18 protein-coding genes are annotated in these 15775 nt (G+C 70.5%); 11 read left to right on the forward strand and 7 right to left on the reverse strand.

Features of this window, described 5'->3' with window-relative positions; translation table 11 throughout:
• Nucleotides 1-187 precede the first annotated feature (187 nt).
• Complete coding sequence (locus tag ACZ4RZ_RS47075; RefSeq protein ID WP_384170436.1) at nt 188-358, forward strand: hypothetical protein; 171 nt, start codon at nt 188-190, stop codon at nt 356-358.
• Nucleotides 359-520: 162 nt separating this feature from the next.
• On the opposite strand, the gene ACZ4RZ_RS47080 is transcribed toward ACZ4RZ_RS47075, so the two are convergent.
• The gene (locus ACZ4RZ_RS47080; RefSeq protein ID WP_467753745.1) at nt 521-1357 is read right to left on the reverse strand and encodes a DUF1206 domain-containing protein; all 837 of its coding nucleotides are present in this window, start codon (nt 1355-1357) and stop codon (nt 521-523) included.
• Nucleotides 1354-2172 (reverse strand): SigB/SigF/SigG family RNA polymerase sigma factor, encoded by an 819-nt coding sequence (locus ACZ4RZ_RS47085; protein WP_467753746.1) that lies wholly within the window; start codon nt 2170-2172, stop codon nt 1354-1356. The genes ACZ4RZ_RS47080 and ACZ4RZ_RS47085 overlap by 4 nt, the downstream gene beginning before the upstream one ends.
• 324 nt (nt 2173-2496) lie before the next feature.
• On the opposite strand from ACZ4RZ_RS47085, the gene ACZ4RZ_RS47090 reads away from it, so the two are divergent.
• Nucleotides 2497-3876 carry a diacylglycerol/lipid kinase family protein gene (locus ACZ4RZ_RS47090; protein ID WP_467753747.1) on the forward strand — a complete coding sequence of 460 codons (1380 nt, stop codon included), beginning with the start codon at nt 2497-2499 and terminating at the stop codon, nt 3874-3876.
• A gap of 189 nt (nt 3877-4065) precedes the next feature.
• Here the strand turns inward: ACZ4RZ_RS47090 and ACZ4RZ_RS47095 are convergent, their stop codons facing one another.
• Genes ACZ4RZ_RS47095 through ACZ4RZ_RS47105 form a run of 3 tightly spaced genes read right to left on the reverse strand, consistent with a single transcriptional unit; the run spans nt 4066 to nt 5220 of the window.
• Nucleotides 4066-4425, reverse strand: a complete 360-nt coding sequence (locus ACZ4RZ_RS47095) for an ANTAR domain-containing protein (protein WP_467753748.1) — start codon at nt 4423-4425, stop codon at nt 4066-4068.
• A gap of 40 nt (nt 4426-4465) precedes the next feature.
• Nucleotides 4466-4822, reverse strand: a complete 357-nt coding sequence (locus ACZ4RZ_RS47100; protein ID WP_467753749.1) for a PRC-barrel domain-containing protein — start codon at nt 4820-4822, stop codon at nt 4466-4468.
• Nucleotides 4819-5220 (reverse strand): ANTAR domain-containing protein, encoded by a 402-nt coding sequence (locus tag ACZ4RZ_RS47105; RefSeq protein ID WP_467753750.1) that lies wholly within the window; start codon nt 5218-5220, stop codon nt 4819-4821. The genes ACZ4RZ_RS47100 and ACZ4RZ_RS47105 overlap by 4 nt, the downstream gene beginning before the upstream one ends.
• 722 nt (nt 5221-5942) lie before the next feature.
• Here ACZ4RZ_RS47105 and ACZ4RZ_RS47110 point away from each other — a divergent pair.
• The 7 genes from ACZ4RZ_RS47110 (at nt 5943) to ACZ4RZ_RS47140 (ending at nt 10175) form a co-directional block, all read left to right on the forward strand.
• Complete coding sequence (locus tag ACZ4RZ_RS47110; RefSeq protein WP_467753751.1) at nt 5943-6155, forward strand: hypothetical protein; 213 nt, start codon at nt 5943-5945, stop codon at nt 6153-6155.
• A 127-nt stretch (nt 6156-6282) separates the two neighbouring features.
• Complete coding sequence (locus ACZ4RZ_RS47115) at nt 6283-6456, forward strand: hydrophobic protein (RefSeq protein ID WP_467753752.1); 174 nt, start codon at nt 6283-6285, stop codon at nt 6454-6456.
• Between the two features lie 91 nt (nt 6457-6547).
• On the forward strand, nt 6548-6721 hold the full coding sequence (locus ACZ4RZ_RS47120; RefSeq protein WP_356460416.1) for a CsbD family protein: 174 nt from the start codon (nt 6548-6550) through the stop codon (nt 6719-6721).
• A 121-nt stretch (nt 6722-6842) separates the two neighbouring features.
• Nucleotides 6843-7463, forward strand: a complete 621-nt coding sequence (locus ACZ4RZ_RS47125) for a hypothetical protein (RefSeq protein ID WP_467753753.1) — start codon at nt 6843-6845, stop codon at nt 7461-7463.
• The gene (locus tag ACZ4RZ_RS47130) at nt 7463-7828 is read left to right on the forward strand and encodes a hypothetical protein (RefSeq protein ID WP_467753754.1); all 366 of its coding nucleotides are present in this window, start codon (nt 7463-7465) and stop codon (nt 7826-7828) included. Before ACZ4RZ_RS47125 ends, ACZ4RZ_RS47130 begins: the two co-directional genes overlap by 1 nt.
• A gap of 290 nt (nt 7829-8118) precedes the next feature.
• Nucleotides 8119-9333 carry a ferredoxin reductase gene (locus tag ACZ4RZ_RS47135; RefSeq protein ID WP_467753755.1) on the forward strand — a complete coding sequence of 405 codons (1215 nt, stop codon included), beginning with the start codon at nt 8119-8121 and terminating at the stop codon, nt 9331-9333.
• A gap of 59 nt (nt 9334-9392) precedes the next feature.
• On the forward strand, nt 9393-10175 hold the full coding sequence (locus tag ACZ4RZ_RS47140; protein WP_467753757.1) for a hypothetical protein: 783 nt from the start codon (nt 9393-9395) through the stop codon (nt 10173-10175).
• Here the strand turns inward: ACZ4RZ_RS47140 and ACZ4RZ_RS47145 are convergent.
• Nucleotides 10169-11260 carry a fatty acid desaturase family protein gene (locus ACZ4RZ_RS47145; RefSeq protein WP_467753758.1) on the reverse strand — a complete coding sequence of 364 codons (1092 nt, stop codon included), beginning with the start codon at nt 11258-11260 and terminating at the stop codon, nt 10169-10171. The two genes, ACZ4RZ_RS47140 and ACZ4RZ_RS47145, sit on opposite strands and share 7 nt — an antisense overlap.
• Nucleotides 11261-12807: 1547 nt before the next feature.
• On the opposite strand from ACZ4RZ_RS47145, the gene ACZ4RZ_RS47150 reads away from it, so the two are divergent.
• The gene (locus ACZ4RZ_RS47150; RefSeq protein ID WP_467753793.1) at nt 12808-13416 is read left to right on the forward strand and encodes a GAF and ANTAR domain-containing protein; all 609 of its coding nucleotides are present in this window, start codon (nt 12808-12810) and stop codon (nt 13414-13416) included.
• Between the two features lie 255 nt (nt 13417-13671).
• Here ACZ4RZ_RS47150 and ACZ4RZ_RS47155 read toward each other — a convergent pair whose 3' ends face one another.
• On the reverse strand, nt 13672-14541 hold the full coding sequence (locus ACZ4RZ_RS47155) for a UbiA family prenyltransferase (RefSeq protein ID WP_467753759.1): 870 nt from the start codon (nt 14539-14541) through the stop codon (nt 13672-13674).
• 151 nt (nt 14542-14692) lie between these two features.
• Here ACZ4RZ_RS47155 and ACZ4RZ_RS47160 point away from each other — a divergent pair, with 151 nt between their 5' ends.
• The gene (locus ACZ4RZ_RS47160) at nt 14693-15760 is read left to right on the forward strand and encodes a type III polyketide synthase (protein ID WP_467753760.1); all 1068 of its coding nucleotides are present in this window, start codon (nt 14693-14695) and stop codon (nt 15758-15760) included.
• Nucleotides 15761-15775: the final 15 nt, after the last annotated feature.

A 15775-nucleotide genomic window follows, 5' to 3' on the forward strand; every position in this document is an offset into this window, starting at 1 on the left:
GTGCGGACCCGAGCACCCGCGCAAGTCAGAGCAGTCCAGAGAAGCGCTTCCTCCCGGGCGTGAACGCCCGGGGTTCCGCGCTAGATCATGCTGAAATTGAGGTAGGCGCGGGACCGAAGGACGCTGGCACAACTGGTGGACGACCTCTGGTCCGCCCATCCGCCAGGACCCCAGGAGGCGTAGCGCCATGGTCTTCTTCCTGGTTCTTCTCGGCGGCGCGATCGCGCTGGTCGTCATCGGCGCTGTCGTCGACGGCATGCTGTATCTGCTCTCCATCGGCGTGCTGCTCGTCATCGCCGCCGTGCTGTACCTGCTCGTGCGCTCGGTATCGCGCTCGCGCCGACGCCCGGCCCACTGACGCGTGGTGGTAGATGGCGGACCGCCGCTCCGCATGCCCACATGCGGTCAGTGACGGGGGCGGGACGGTTCTCTGCTGTTGTGTTGACCATTGCGTGGTGACGGCTCGGGCCCAAGGGCGAGCCTGCGGGAGGAGCCGGCGGATCCGGCTTGGGTCGGGCGCTCACAGGCGGCGCCAGCGGGCCGAGGCGAAGGAGAAGACGCCGAAGAGAACCAGCCCGATCGCGACGGCGACCAGGAGCCATGGCCCCACCGGTGTCTGTGTGAAGCTGCGGAGCGTCGCGTCCACGCCTTTGGCCTCGTCCGGGTCGAAGCGGATGGCTGCCACCAGGATGAAGATCCCTGCCGCGGCGAACACCGCACCCCGTGCCACGCCTCCGCCGACGCCCAGGGCGGTGACGACCTGCTTCGTACGGTGGCTCATGGTGCCGGTGTCCAGCTGCCGCAGGAAGCGCCGCATGGCCGCCCGGACGGCGAGTACCCCGCCGACGCCGATCAGGAGGCAGCCCGCGGCACCCACCAGCACCCGGCCGTAGGGGAGTTTGAGTGCCGATGCCGTCCAGTCCTGCGACTGCGCATTGCCGCTGGAGCCCTGGCCACCCCCGGCTGCGTACGCGGCGGTGGCCCAGCAGATGGCGGCGTAGAAGAGCGCCCGTCCACCGTCAAGCACTCGCGAGGCCGCCTTGCGCCGAGGCCCCCTGCCATGGACCGCGCGGGCGCCCCGCCACAACGCCATGCAGCCGAACCCGACGACCAGCGCCCACAGCATCGCCTTCCCGAAGGGCTGCGCCGCGACCTGGGCCAGCGCGCCCTGGCGGTCCGCCGACTCGCCGCCGCGGCCGAGGGCGATCCGAACGGCCAGTACACCGATGAGGACGTACACCACGCCTCGCGCGGCAAAGCCCGCCCGTCCGGCGGCAGTCAGTGTCTGCCTCTCCACGGAACGACGAGTATCGGGCCTGGCGGCCCGGCGCCGCCCGTGCACCCGGGATGTCGTCATGATGGCCTCCTCAGAGCGTGGGTGTCGGCCATGACCTGGTCGCGCAGGCGGGCACAGATGCGAGTGATCAGACGGGAGACGTGCATCTGCGAGAGACCGAGCTGCAGGACGATGCGGCTCTGCGTCATCTCGCAGAAGAACCGCATATACAGGATCTGGCGGTCGCGTTCGGACAGTGCCTTCAGCAGCGGGCGGAGCGCCTCACGGTTGACGGTCAGGTCGAAGCCGGGCTCCATGCCACCAAGCGTGTCGGTCAGTGGATGGCTGTCCGCGGAGTGGCCGGGCACGGCGTCCAAGGACAGAGCGGCGAAGCTCTCCAGCGCACCCTGGCCCAGCTGTACCTCCGCCTCGGTCAGGCCGGTGTGCGCGGCGATCTCGTGGACGGAGGGTTCGTGGCCGTTGAGCGAAGCGCACTCATTGCCGGCGAAGCGGACCCGGCCGCGCAGTTCCTGTACACGCCGCGGCACATGGACGATCCAGAGTTCGTCGCGGAAGTGCCGCTTCACCTCGCCGAGGATCGTCGGTATGGCAAAGCTCGGGAAGGCGGTGCCGAGACCGGGGTCGAAGCGGGCCACCGCCTTGACCAGGCCCAGTTGGGCGACCTGTTTGAGGTCCTCGAAGGTCTCGCCGCGATGGCGGAAGCGCCGGGCGAGCCGTACGGCCATCGGCATCCAGGCGCACACCACTTCCTGCCGCAGCGCGGACCTCTCCGGGCCGTCCGGCAGAGCGGCGATACGGCGGAACGCCGCGGCGGTGTCCGGCGGGTCGTCGTAGCGGTGCGCGCTTCGTAAGCCCTGCGTGCGTACGTCCGGCATCGACACGTGTCTCCCTCATCGGGGGCGTCCCTCACCGTGGGAGCCGGCAGACCGCAGCACACAAGGGAGCGGCGACATCTGCTCCCACGGGCGTGCCTCCGGTCCGAAGCACCTCGGACGGGTCCCCGGACAGCCCGCTTTCAAACAGGCTCTGCGCCACGCAGCCGCGGCTGCCCACGGGACGCGCGGGCGGCGGACGTGGAGACGCCCCTGGGCGGTCGCGTCTGGAACCGGATGATCAACGGGCAACGCAGCAGGCGCAGTTGACCGATTCGCGTGGGCAGGCGGCCGCGTGGTCGGCATCGCCGCGGGTACGCAGTCGGCATGAGACACCTCCGCGCACTCGATGCACGGCTCTTCTCGCGCGTCGCCTCCTCCCACCCCATGCTGCCGTGGCTGGCCGGCGCGGCCGTCATGGGTCTGTCCGGCAACCGTGGCGCGCGCCGTGCCGCCCTGCGTGCCACCGGCTCACTCGCCCTGGCCTCCACCGCCGTCAGCATCGCCGCCAAATCGGCCTCCAGCCACCGGCTTCCACCTCGGCCCGCCACCCGGGCGTTGCCGGCCGGGCACGCGGCCGCCTTCGCGGCTTTCGCGACCGCCGTCACCCTGGAGTCGCCCGGGCTGGGAGTCGCGTTCATCCCCCTGGCCACGGCAGCCGCCGTGTTCCGCGCCCGCACCGGCACGTACTCGCCCGGTCAAGTGCTCGCGGGCGCCGCACTCGGGGTCGGTGTCGCGGCGGCGACCTGCCGTTGGTGGCCGCTACACGTGGACGAACCCGCCGACACCGCCCGGCCGAACGTCCCGGTCCCCGCGCTTCCCGCGGGTCTGGGGCTGATCGCGGTCGTCAACAGCGATGCGGGCGGCGACACCCCGGCCGAAGCCGAACTACGGACCCTCCTGCCGCTGGCGGACATACGGCTCTGCGCGAGTGGCGTCGACCTGCACCTGGTGCTCGACCAAGCCGCCAAGGACGTACTCGCCAACGGTGGCGCCCTCGGCGTCGTCGGCGGCGACGGAACGGTCAACGCAGCAGCCGTCCGCGCCATCGATAGCGGACTGCCACTGGCCGTGTTCCCCGCGGGCACCCTCAACCACTTCGCCGCCGACCTCGGACTGACGACCCTCAAATCCACCGCCGACGCCGTGGAGGCGGGCTGCGGCGGAGCCGTCGACCTCGGCCGGGTCACCTCCGCAGACGGTGCCAGCACGTACTTCCTCAACACCTTCAGTATCGGCGTCTACCCCGAACTCGTCCGGGCCCGCGAAGCCCGCGAGACGCGCCTGGGCAAGTGGCCCGCTCTCTGCATCGGCCTGCTCCGCGTCCTCGCCGACGGCACCCCCAGCCAGGTCACCATCGACGGGCGGCACCGACGGCTGTGGCTGCTCTTCGCCGGCAACAGCCGCTACGACCCGCCCGGCTTCGCGCCCTCCTACCGCCGCACCCTCAACGACGGACTCCTCGACATCCGCACCGTCGACGGCAGCCACCCCTTCGCCCGCACCCGGCTCGTCACCGCCTTCCTCACCGGCACTCTCGCCCGCTCCCGCGTCTACCAGGCCACCACCGTCACCCGGTTGCGGATCGACGGAATGAGCGCGGAAGAGGACTACACCCGTGACGGCGAAGTGAGTCCGGCGACTGACGCGCTCCACCTCGACAAAGCAGCACGTGCGCTCACCGTCTACCTGCCGCCACCGCAGTGACACCGCCGGCGGAGTGGCGCTCTCGAGCGTTCTGCCTGCTCAACGGCTTCGGGGTCAGGGAACGGCCAGGCCGGTGTTTGAGTTCCACGAGGTGGGCTACCCAACAGAGGCGTCCGACGGCCGTCCTGGACGAAGGCACCGGAGAGTTGAGCTCACAGCCCCGGTGCCGTCCGCCGGCCACGCATGCCGTCACCGCCGGTCTGCCAGATGAAGGCGCCGCAGCCCTCGACGCAGCTCCCGCTGTATCGGCTCCGGTAGCCTCTCGTCCTTCGTCGTGGCGACCAGAGCCGCAGCCACGTCACGGAGCTTGATGTTGCAGTGCTGCGACACCTCCACCAGCAGGTCCCAGGCCCTGCCGCTGGAACACGGCGCCAGGGCCATCACCATGCCGCGCGCCTGGTCGATCACCGCACGGCTCGCCAGCGCCCGCCCCAGCTGCTCATTCCTGGCGCGTAGTTCGACGACCTCGGCCAGTAGAGCCGTTTCCTCCGCCGAAGCCACGGCCGTCAACAGCCGCCGTTCTTCGCGGGGCGTGGTCACCCGGTGCATGGTCCGTACCTCACAGGGCAGTCATCCTGTCCATAGGCGGTCAGCGGCGCGCCAGTTGCCGTTCGCCGGCTGCGCCGGGCTTGTAGGCCAGTCCGTAGTGCTTGAAGATCGCTTCCTCCTGTTCGGCGGGCAGCACGTCGTCGGTACCGATCGAAGGAGCCTGTTTCACCAGGGTTTTGACATAGCCGACCTTGAGATAGTCCGGCCCGGCGATCGCATCATCGATGGGGACGAAGAGCAGACGGTACCGGGTGGGCAGTCCCGTCCGTACCGTGGCCACGGCCGGCTCGTCCGTGGTGGTGTCCACATAGACCGCTTCGAGCACACCGATCTTGTGGCCCTCGGTATCGACGACGTCGCAGTTGCGCCATTCGCGGACGTCGGCTGCGTGAATCATGGCCTTCCCCTTCCGGTCGGCTCATCCGCCGGTGGTGAGTCGCACCCCCGGTCTTCCGCGTAAAGCCGCCGCAGCGCACGCCGCAGCGCACGCTGCATCAACGGCGAGAGCGGCTCTCCCTCCCAGGCGGCGACCAGAGCCGCAGCCACCTCCGGAAGACTGGTGTGGCACTGCCGTGACATATCCACCAGCAGGTTCCTGGTCGGCCCACGGCGGCAGGGGGCCAGGACCATCACCATGCCGCACGCCTGATCGAGCACCGCACGGCCGGCCAGCGCCCGCCGCAGCTGATCGACCTCGGCGCGCAGCGCCACGACATCCTCATCCGCCGGGTCCTCTACCGAGGTCTCGGCCGTCAGATCCCACCAATCCCCCGGGAGCGTGGTTGTGCGGTGCATGGCACGTACCTCTCGACGATTGCGGTGCGTCCGGTGTGGCCGAAGCCGTCCCGGAGCCTCTGGATGCCAGGCCGGTGCATCGGTCACCCGCGGCGTTCGCGGTCCCGACGGTCCTCGCGCCTCCAGCGCGCCCGGTGCTGACGGCTGCAGCGACGGTCCCAGCGGTCCTGACGCTCCCGGCGGTCCCGGTACTCGGACCCGCCGCCACGGCCCCGGCCTCCGCCACGATCGCGACCGTAGCGGGTGGCGCCGAAGACCAACACGGCCGCGGCCACCCACCAGAGGGGGTTGAGGAACCCGAAACCGAACAAGATCAGAGCGACGATGAGAAGGTAGGACGAACACGGCGGGCCTCCCCGAAGCGGAACAAAGCATCACTGCCGGGGGCCAGGGCCTGTTCGAACAGACTAGCCCTCCCCGAAGGTTGCGGATAGCGGCCCACGCCGGCGTCCTCCGCCGAGACCGGATGGCCACTTGCCGTCTGTCCGGGAGGCGCGGCGAGGGCTAGCGTGCACGGTACGGCCCGAGCCCCCGGCAACGTCGATCACCAATCGCGCTCCTTCGGGGGCGCACCTCGCGCATCAGTGCCGGAACCCGCCCCGCCCCCAACGGGCCGCACCCGCCGTCGACATGCCGTCCCGGCACGGCCTCGATGCGCCCCATGCGGGCACCGTCCATCTGCTGCCCGCCGCGTCGCACGCATCCCACCGCAGGTGGCACGCATGTACGTACTCATCGTTCCGGCATCGGTCCCCTTCGTCCTCCTCGCCACCGTCATGAGCCTGTCCTGGTGGGAGGACCACGTCCTGCCGACGCCGCCGGCCGATCCACTCGACGCCCCCGCCGAGGCTCCGTTCACCCCAGCCGCCCCTGTCCAGCTCGCAGAACTCCCCCGTGCCGACACCGCGTTGACAAGCGAGGTTGTCGGGCGTTGACTGGCAGCACGGCGTAGGGCTATGCCACTCCGGATTGTTCGGGCAGCATTCCACCTTCCCGCTTCGCCCGGACCCCGCGGAATCAGGAACTTCCCGCGATCTGGAGGCCCCGGCAATGATCTTTTGGATGCTTCTCCTTCTGCTGATCCTGGTGGTGTTCGGGTTCGGCTTCACCATGCAGGCCCTTTGGTGGGTCGCCGCCGTACTGCTGGTCGTCTGGATCGTCGGCTTCGCGATGCGCGGGCGCGGCGGCGGTGGGCGCGGCGGTCGTAGCCGCCGGTACGGCCGCAGCCGCCGGTAGTCCACACCAGACGCTCTCCCACCCGCGGAAACGGCTGCCCGCACGGCAATCACGCACGAGAGCCCATCCAGCGAACGAGCAGAGGACAACCATGAGCGTCGGACAGACGATCAAGCACAAGACCCAGGCATTCAAGGGCCGGGTCACCGAACGCATCGGCCGGACCACCCGCAACAGGCGACTACAACGCCAAGGCAGGACCGACCAGATCTCAGGAAACCTGAAGCAGTCGGGCGACAAGGCCAAGGACGCCTTCAGGCCCTGACCACGAACGCCCCGGGTGGCGCCCGGATCGCGTGGACGCCACCCGGCAGGCCAACGCGGAATTGATGCGGCCGGCAAATGAAGCCGGACAACCTACGAGCCGAGAGCCAGAGAAGGCCACCATGCTCACCATCGTGATCATCGCCGTGATCGGCATCGCGGCAGTCGCCATCCTCATCGTCGGACGTGGACGCATCCGAGCCGGCGGTGGGCGCGGGCTGAAGCACCGCTTCGGACCCGAGTACGACCGTGCCGTCGCCGACCACGACGGCGACACCAAGGCCGCCGAGCAGGAACTCGGCGAGCGCGTCAAGCAGCACGGCTCCCTTGATGAGCAGCCGTTGTCGCCCGAAGCCCGCGCGCAGTACAGGGCTCAGTGGGCCGACATCCAGGAACAGTTCGTCGACTCGCCGCAGCAGGCCGTCATCCAGGCCGACGCACTCCTTGCCGGCCTGGCGAGAGACCGCGGCTTCCCCGGCGAACAGTTCGAAGAGCAGCTCGCCGCCCTCTCCGTCCACCACCCCGACCAGGTCCCCGGCTACCGCAGCATGCACACGGCGGCCCGCGGCCAGAGCGGCACCGAGGAAATGCGGGAGGCCATGGTCGAAGCCCGAAGCCTCTTCGAGGCACTGGTCACCCAACAGGCAACCGACGTCGACCGGCACAGTCCGCCGTCCCACGACATGCGAGGCCACGCGCCGCAGGCACGGAACCGCCGCCACGCGAAGGGAAGCAGCACCTGATGTCGCACAACGCCGAACACGCCCAGCGCGAGCCCGGCACCAACGCCGACAGCCCCAGCCCCGATCGCAAGCCGACGTCGGACATGCTCGCGCAGGGCGAACGGGACAAGCTCACCCTGCGCCTCCAACAGGCCCTCAGCACCTTCGTCGACAGCCCGCGCCAGGCGGTCGAAGAGGCTGACACCGTCTTCGACGACGTCACCACCCAATTCACCGACACCCTCAAGGAACGGCGGCGCGCCCTGCGCGCAAGCTGGCAGGACCCGGACACCGAAGCGCAGACCGAGGAACTACGGCTCGCGCTCAGGCAGTACCGGGAGATCACCGAACGACTGATGCACATGTCAGCGCCTGCCGGCCGGTGACACCGTCCTCCCCGCAGGAAACACCGCCGCCGCAGGAAGCCGGTACGTGGACCACACCGGCGGAATGCGGCGGCGGTGCTCTGAAGCACTCGCCTCTGGTCCCGCGCCCGCCGCCGGCCGTGCCGGTGTGGTTCTCCGGCGCAACGCCGGCTGCGGCCCGCCACCCAGGGGGCGACGTACGTGACCGAAGCGATCCCGAGTACGCGACGCCGTGATGTGCCCGACGAGCCGATCCGCCCGGCGCGCTCGGCACCTGCGTGCGCCCTGTGGTGAGAGAGGGGTTCCTGCCCATGCCGGTTCTGCGCACACTGGCCCTCCCGTCGATGCCGTCGGCCGTCTCCGGCACGACGGCCCACCTCTTCGGCGCTCTCGCCGGTCTCGCCGACCGGGGCAGCGGCCGTGCACTGGCCGCGGCGGGCCGGCTTGCCGGCACCCTCGTGAGCCCTCTCGCGACTCCCCTCGCGCCGGACGACTACCTCGGCCTGATCGACCCGCTGCTGTCCGCGCGCCATCCCGCGGCCCGGGTGGTCGCCGTACGGCCGGAGTGCGCCGGGGCGGCCACGCTGGAGATCCGTCCCGGGCGCGGCTGGGCGGGACACCGGGCCGGGCAGTACCTGCCGGTGGGGGTGGAGATCGACGGCGTACGGCACTGGCGTACGTACTCGATCACCTCGCCCCCGCCGCCCACCGGGGCACCGAAGGGCCGGACGCTGACGATCACGGTCAAGGAGGATCCTGGCGGCCGGGTCTCCCCGCACCTGGTGCACCGGACCCGTCCCGGTACCGTGCTCCGACTGGGCCCCGCGCAGGGCGAGTTCACGCTGCCGGAGGATCCGCTGCCGCCGCGGATGCTGATGGTGACGGCGGGCAGCGGCATCACCCCGGTGGCGGGGATGCTGCGCACCCTCGCGCGCCGCCGCTTTCCCGGGCCCGCCCCCGACCTCGTGCTCCTGCACAGCGCACCCGGCCCGGACGAGTTCCTCTTCCGTGCCGAACTGGCCGGACTGGCAGCCCGGTTGCCCTGGCTGAGCGTTCACGCGCGGTACACCCGTACCGCGGGCCGGCTGCTCCCGGAGCACATGAGTGTGCTCTGCCCGGACTGGTACGACCGCGAGACCTGGGCCTGCGGTCCGGACGGGCTGCTCGACGCACTGGAGCGGCACTGGGCGGCGGCCGGGGCGGGCGAGCGGCTGCGCGTGGAGCGTTTCCGGCCGGTGCCCGTACCGTCGGCGGACGCCGACGCGACGCCGGGCGGCCGGGTCCGGTTCGAGCGCAGCGGCATCGAGGCCGACGCGTCCGCGTCCGTGCCGCTGCTGGATACCGGGGAAGCGGCAGGCGTGGCGATGCCGTACGGGTGCCGCCGGGGGATCTGCTTCGGCTGCCTCGTCCCGCTGGTCCACGGCCGCGTCCGCGATCTGCGGACCGGCGAACTGCACGGTGAACCGGGCCAGTTGATCCAGACCTGCGTCAACGGTGCGGCAGGTCCGCTCACCCTGGCTCTCTAGAGCAGTCGTCCCGTTGCGCCGTCCGCACCGCTGAAAGAACTGTCAAGGGACATTGATTGATGGGACATCGCAGAGCCGAAGAGCAACGGGCGCCCAAGCGCAAGGTCCTCGACCTGACTCTTGTGCAGGTAGTGGCGAGCGCACTCGCGACGATGGTCGGCGCGGTGCTGGCGTCCCTGCTGGGGGTGACCGGGACGATCATCGGCGCCGCTGTGATCAGTACCAGCGCGACCACCGGCGCAGCGGTCTTCTCGCATGCTTTCCGGCGGACGGGCGAGGGGATCCGCAGCCGGGTGCCGCCCGTAGGGATGCCGAGGACGCCGGGCGAGGAGCGGGCGGAACACCGCGCGGACGCCCGGGCGGCGTTCGGTTCACCGGCGGACGCCACGGCTGTTGCCGCGAGGCCGCCGCCCTTCGTGGTCACCACCTATCGGGGTGGCTCCCTCTGGAGGTCCATCGGCTGGAAGAAGTACGCCCTGGCGACGGGCCTGGTGTTCGCCCTGGCGATGCTCCCAGTGACCGCGGTGGAGCTGATCGCGGGCAAGCCGGTGGCGGCCGTGGTCAAGAACGAGCCGGGCAGGGGAACCTCGGTGGGCGGTGGCACGGCCGGTACCCCCGCTCCCGCCGACAGCCGCACACCCACCCCGGGTGCGTCCAGTGGCACGGCGCCGCAGACGGACAGCCCTGCCGCGCCGGACGCGAGCGCAGCACCGGACACCAGTTCTGGTCCCGGCTTCAGCTCGGGTCCCAGTGCCAGTCCCAGTGCCGGTCCCAGCGATCCGGCGCCGTCCGCGTCGTCCAGCGACGGCGCCGTGAACAGTTCCGACGCCACCCCTCATTGAGCAACGGGGGTCGGTACGGCGAAGCGCAGTATGCGACCCCAGGTGGAGCCGTACTGCCGCCACAACGGGCCGGTGACGTACGGGATGCCGTACTTCTCGCAGAGTTCGCGCACCTGCGGGGCGATCTCCGCATAGCGGTTGCTGGGCAGATCGGGGAAGGCATGGTGCTCGATCTGGTGGCCGAGGTTTCCGCTGAGGATGTGGAAGAGCGGGCCGCCCTCGATGTTGGCGGAGCCCTGGATCTGGCGCAGATACCACTCGCCGCGGGTCTCGCCCTCGATGCGCTCCTCGGAGAAGGTCTGGACGGCCCCGGGGAAATGGCCGCAGAAGATGATGGTGTGGGTCCACACGTTGCGCACCGTGTTGGCGGTGAGGTTCCCGAGCAGGCAGGGCAGCGCGGACGGGCCCGCGAGCAACGGGAAGACCACATAGTCCTTGGCGAGCTGGCGGGTGGCCTTGGCAAGAAGCCCGCTCACGTCGTCCAGGAAGGAACGCCACGACTTGCGGCCGGCGGCGACGGCATCGGGCTCCAGGTCATACAGCGCGATGCCCCACTCGAAGAGCGGAGCGAGCAGGAAGTTGTAGAACGGCTGGGCCAGATGGCGCGGACGCCAGGCCTGCTCGGCGCTCATCCGGAAGACGACGTACCCGAGGTCGCGGTCGAGGTTCACAACGTTGGTGTACGTGTGGTGCAGGTGGTTGTGGGTGTGCTTCCAGGCCTCGGCGGGCGTGAGGAAATCCCACTCCCAGGTCGTGGAGTGGATGGCCGGGTCGCCCATCCAGTCCCACTGGCCGTGCAGGACGTTGTGGCCCAGCTCCATGTTCTCCAGGATCTTGGCGAGGGAGAGCATGGCGGTGCCCGCCGCCCAGGCGGGCGGAAACAGCGATACGGCGAGCGCGATCCGGCCTCCCGCTTCCAGACCGCGCTGGGCGGCGATCACGGTACGGATGTAGCGGGCGTCCTCGGCGCCGCGCGCGGCGATGACCTCGGAGCGGATCCGGTCGAGTTCCTTGCCGAACTCCTCGCCGAAGGTGGCTCCGGCGGGTGCGAGAGCAGTAGCAGTAGCAGTAGCAGTAGCAGTCACAGGGGACTCCTTGCGTGGCTGGGCGTGAAGTTCGCCGGTACGCAGGTCGCGTACGCGACTTCCAGGGGGAGCCGGTCCGAAAGGCGGGCCAGGGATGCCGTCGGCAACTTCGGGGTGGCGCTCACCACGGTCGGCCACCGGCCGAGAGGAGGATCACGTCACGGTGCGCTCGATGCTCTGCCGCCGTACTGGGGCGTGGCACGTCGCTGATGTCGAGACCTGCGTGCACCGCGCGCCTCCCTGGAGCGGAGCAACTGAGCTGCTGCCGGGGTCTCGGGCCTCACCAGGCAGCCTAGTGCCACCCCCTGCTCTGCGGACAGTGCCCCTGCGACCAACCCCGGAGGGCGAGGGTTTGACCGGGCGGGCGTGCCGCTTGGCCGGCAGATGTCGAGGGCGGCACGGCAGAACGGCATCGAAGCCGCCCGATCATCGCCGTGTAAACATCTTGTGCCCCGCCCGGGCCGAGCGGACCGCGGAAGCGCGCAGACCACCGGCCGCCGCCCCGCGCAGGACGCCCCTGAATCTGCGCCGGCTCAACCGCTGGCAGGCCGAGGGACTTCGGGAGGACCTGGCGGACCTGTACGCGGAGTCCTGCGCCACAGCGCCCGGTTGGGAGCACCGCGGCCGGAAGGACTTCCTGCGCCGCCTCACACGTGACACCTGGCGGCCGGGGTTCGCCATGCTTATCGCGGAGGCACCGGACTTGGTGGGGTGCGTTCGGATTCCTTGCGCGGCGTGACGGCTCCTGGTGGAGCGGATTCCGTGGAACACTCCCGCAAGACGTCGGGCAGCTCACCGCGTCCGGACAGCTCTTCGCCATCAGCGGGATCGTGGTCCGTCCCTCCGAGCGGTACCACGGCCTGGCCGACCGTTTGCAGGAGCGGCTGCTCACCGACCACCGGGCCTTGCTCGCCGCGACCCTGGTGGACCGAACCCGTCGTGCGGCGTGTGCCGGGTTCCGGTCGCAGGGATGGCGCGACATCGGCCTGGTCTACAGGCCACGAGGCCCTACGGTGTTGCGGGCCCTGGTCCTTCCCCTCGGAGAACGGACAGCGGTGCAGCCTGGCGGCCTCGCGCACCATGCACGGATCCAGTGACCGCAGCAGGACCAGGGTGAGGCACGCACGTGAGGATCAGTGGATGAGCGGCGGGCGGCAGGTGTGCCCTGTGAGGGCTGGTGGCTGGTCGGCCAGATTCCCGGGGCTGACGGCCGAGCAGGCAGCCCGGCAAGGCACCCAGACACCGGCCAGCGGACCGATGCCGATATCGCTACCCCGGTCCTGCTTGGTACGGGGGCCGACGAGCCGCACGACGGAGGCATGGTCGCCCGTCGCCTCCGCTTCGCTGCGGACACGAACCTGGATCAGAGTAGCGATGACGCCTGACGACACATCCCACCTTCCCTGGCGCAGACCAGTCCCCGTGCAAAGGTGCGCACGACGGATCAGCAGCTCCTTTCCAAGACATTCGTCGAACTGGCTGACAATCTGGTCGCCGACTTCGATCTGATGGACTTTCTGTGCCTGCTGACCGACCGTTGTGTCGGCATGCTCGGTGTGAGTGCGGCCGGGGTACTGCTCGCCGACCAAAACGGCGAACTCCGAGTGATGGCCGCCTCCAGCGAACAGGTACGCCTGCTGGAGCTCTTCCAGCTCCAGAACGACGAAGGCCCCCGCCTGGAGAACTTCCGCACCGGCGCACTGATCTCCGTCCCCGACGTGACCACAGAGTTCCACCGCTGGCCGCGCTTCGCCGCGCAAGCCCACCGCAGTGGGTTCGCGGCGGTCCATGCCGTGCCGATGCGCCTGCGAGACGAGGTCGTCGGCGCCCTGAACCTCTTCCGCTCCGATGCCGGCCCCCTTCGACCCGGCCGGCACACTCATCGCCCAGGCCCTCGCCGACGTCGCCACCATCAGCCTCCTGCAACAACGCTCCACCCACCGCAGCACCCTCCTCAACGAACAGCTACGGACCGCACTGAGCAGCGCGTACTGATCGAACAAGCCAAGGGCAAACTCGCCGAACGCCTCGACGTCGACATGGAACAGGCCTTCTCTGCACTGCACGCCTACGCCCGCGCTCACAACCGCCGCCTGTCCGACCTCGCCGGCAGCTTCATCGACGGCACCGAACCCCTCAACGGCCTGATCGTCTGACCACCCGCGACCGAACTCCGACGCCTCGCAGTCCGCCGCCACCAGCAGGTTGTGGTGCGGGCGGCCGGTGGCGCCGTCGCTCGGTCGTCACTGGCGTGGACCGGCAAAGCGGTAAACGGCAGCCTTATCGGCCGCGCCGAGGTCACGACCGGGGACAGCACTCGCGAACTGACGGCAACCGCAGTAGGGACGCGGAACTCCTGTTTCCGCTTGTGGGTTTTCGTACGGTGTGAGCCGGCCGGCGAGGCCGAACGGTCAGGCGATCCCGGTGCCGCGCAGCAGCAGCAACGCCACGTCCACCACTGCCACGGCGACCGCTGCCGCGAACGCCAACCGCTCCCAGCGGCGTCCCAGCACCGTCCCCGCCACCGCCACCAGGACGGTCACCGCGAGCGCCGCAATTCCCCATCCGCCGGGTGGTCCGGCGGGCCCCAGCGCCAGAGCCGCGGACGCGGCCACCAGCGGCACCGGCAGCAGCAGCCGCGCGCCGTCCGGGCCCAGCCGGTGCGGCCATCCCCGTACGCCCGTCGCCAGATCCCCACGGATATCCGGCAGCACGTCACCCAGATGGGCGCCGACCCCCACGAACGCCCCCGCGGTGACAACCCACCAGACCGGCCACGGCTGCCCCGGCAGCCCCAACGCGACGAACGCCGGGAGGCTGGCGAAACCCACCGCGTAAGGCGCCCAGGACCACGCTGTCGCCTTGAGCCGCAGGTCGTACGCCCACGCGGCCGCCACCCCGGTCAGGTGAACGGCGCCCGCCCACAGCCCACAGGCGAACGACAGCGGCACGCACAGCGCCAGTGCGGCATACGCGGCCACCCACACCTGCGTCACGCCGACCGTGCCGTCGACGACGGGTTTGCCACGGCGGCCCGCGGCGATGTCCCGGCGCGCGTCGAACGCGTCGTTGCACCAGCCGACGGACAACTGCCCGGTCAGAACGGCGGCGCCGGTCAGCACACAACGCGCGGCGCTCTGGCCGGCGGTCACGGCCAGCGCGGCCATCAAGACGGTGACCGCCACGACAGGCCCGGGGTGGCACGACCCGGCCAGGCCACCCACCCGGCCGGCCCAACTCGCCTCGGGACCGCCGGTCGTCGACTGCTCGGGAGTGCCCACCCGGCCGATCGTAGGCGCCCCGGCCCCACCCGGCTGGAGCACCGCGCCCCCAGGACGAACGGCCGGACGGGCGATCAAGGGTGTCGAAGCCCCGGACCGGGGAACACGTGCAGAGCAGGTCAGCCCAGTGCAGGAACCAGACGGGAACCGTATGACCCGGATCGCAGCTGTTCACGGTGCCCTCGCACCGCACCGTCGCACCCAGCACGAGATCACGGACATGGTGGCCCGCACCTGCCTGCCCGAGGACACCGACCGCCGGGTCCTGGACCGGCTGCACCGCAGCGCGAAGGTCAGCTCGCGCCACATGACGCTGCCCCTCGAACAGTACGAGGAACTGGACGGATTCGGCGCCTCCAACGACGTCTTCATCGCCGCCGCCACAGACCTGGGCGCCAAGGCCGTCCGGGGCGCTCTGCACGCCGCCGGTCTGTCCGCAGCCGACGTGGACCTGCTGATCTTCACCTCCGTCACCGGCATCGCCACCCCCTCGATCGACGCACGGCTGGTGGGCCGCCTCGGACTGCGTCCGGACGTCAAACGGCTGCCCCTGTTCGGCCTGGGCTGTGCCGGCGGTGCCACCGGCCTGGCCCGTATGCACGACTACCTGCTGGGCCGGCCCGACCACGTGGCGGTGCTGCTGTCGGTCGAACTGTGCTCGCTCACCTTCCAGCGCAACGACGCCTCCATGGCCAACCTGGTCGCCACCGGACTGTTCGGCGACGGCGCCGCCGCGGTCGTCGCGTGCGGCGCGGACCGCCCAGACCGCCCGGACGAGAGCGCCGACCCGACGATCGTGGACTCCCGCAGCCACCTGTATCCGGACACCGGGCGCGTCATGGGCTGGGACATCAAGAACACCGGCTTCCAGGTCGTCCTCGACCCGAAGGTCCCCGATGTGGTGCGCCGTTACCTCGCCGATGACGTCGAGGGGTTCCTCGGCGACCACGGGATCAAGCCGAACGACGTGACCGCCTGGGTGTGCCACCCCGGCGGCCCCAAGGTCTTGGAGGCCGTCACCGAGGCCCTCGACCTGCCCGACGACGCACTCGATGTGACCTGGCGTCATCTGGCCGACGTGGGCAACCTGTCCTCGTCTTCGGTGCTCCATGTGCTGCGCGACACCCTGGCCGAACGCCGCCCGCCGCCGGGCACGCCGGGCCTGCTGCTGGCGATGGGGCCCGGCATGGCCTGCGAACTCGTCCTGCTGCGCTGGTAGTTCGGATCGTCGAAG

This window comes from Streptomyces sp. NPDC027189, from assembly GCF_055566975.1.

Coding starts and splice junctions, on each gene's coding strand:
- ACZ4RZ_RS47075 (WP_384170436.1), top strand. CDS start 188: ATGGTCTTCTTCCTGGTTCTTCTCGGCGGCGCGATCGCGCTGGTCGTC.
- ACZ4RZ_RS47080 (WP_467753745.1), bottom strand. CDS start 1,357: ATGACGACATCCCGGGTGCACGGGCGGCGCCGGGCCGCCAGGCCCGAT.
- ACZ4RZ_RS47085 (WP_467753746.1), bottom strand. CDS start 2,172: ATGCCGGACGTACGCACGCAGGGCTTACGAAGCGCGCACCGCTACGAC.
- ACZ4RZ_RS47090 (WP_467753747.1), top strand. CDS start 2,497: ATGAGACACCTCCGCGCACTCGATGCACGGCTCTTCTCGCGCGTCGCC.
- ACZ4RZ_RS47095 (WP_467753748.1), bottom strand. CDS start 4,425: ATGCACCGGGTGACCACGCCCCGCGAAGAACGGCGGCTGTTGACGGCC.
- ACZ4RZ_RS47100 (WP_467753749.1), bottom strand. CDS start 4,822: ATGATTCACGCAGCCGACGTCCGCGAATGGCGCAACTGCGACGTCGTC.
- ACZ4RZ_RS47105 (WP_467753750.1), bottom strand. CDS start 5,220: ATGCACCGCACAACCACGCTCCCGGGGGATTGGTGGGATCTGACGGCC.
- ACZ4RZ_RS47110 (WP_467753751.1), top strand. CDS start 5,943: ATGTACGTACTCATCGTTCCGGCATCGGTCCCCTTCGTCCTCCTCGCC.
- ACZ4RZ_RS47115 (WP_467753752.1), top strand. CDS start 6,283: ATGCTTCTCCTTCTGCTGATCCTGGTGGTGTTCGGGTTCGGCTTCACC.
- ACZ4RZ_RS47120 (WP_356460416.1), top strand. CDS start 6,548: ATGAGCGTCGGACAGACGATCAAGCACAAGACCCAGGCATTCAAGGGC.
- ACZ4RZ_RS47125 (WP_467753753.1), top strand. CDS start 6,843: ATGCTCACCATCGTGATCATCGCCGTGATCGGCATCGCGGCAGTCGCC.
- ACZ4RZ_RS47130 (WP_467753754.1), top strand. CDS start 7,463: ATGTCGCACAACGCCGAACACGCCCAGCGCGAGCCCGGCACCAACGCC.
- ACZ4RZ_RS47135 (WP_467753755.1), top strand. CDS start 8,119: ATGCCGGTTCTGCGCACACTGGCCCTCCCGTCGATGCCGTCGGCCGTC.
- ACZ4RZ_RS47140 (WP_467753757.1), top strand. CDS start 9,393: ATGGGACATCGCAGAGCCGAAGAGCAACGGGCGCCCAAGCGCAAGGTC.
- ACZ4RZ_RS47150 (WP_467753793.1), top strand. CDS start 12,808: ATGCTCGGTGTGAGTGCGGCCGGGGTACTGCTCGCCGACCAAAACGGC.
- ACZ4RZ_RS47160 (WP_467753760.1), top strand. CDS start 14,693: ATGACCCGGATCGCAGCTGTTCACGGTGCCCTCGCACCGCACCGTCGC.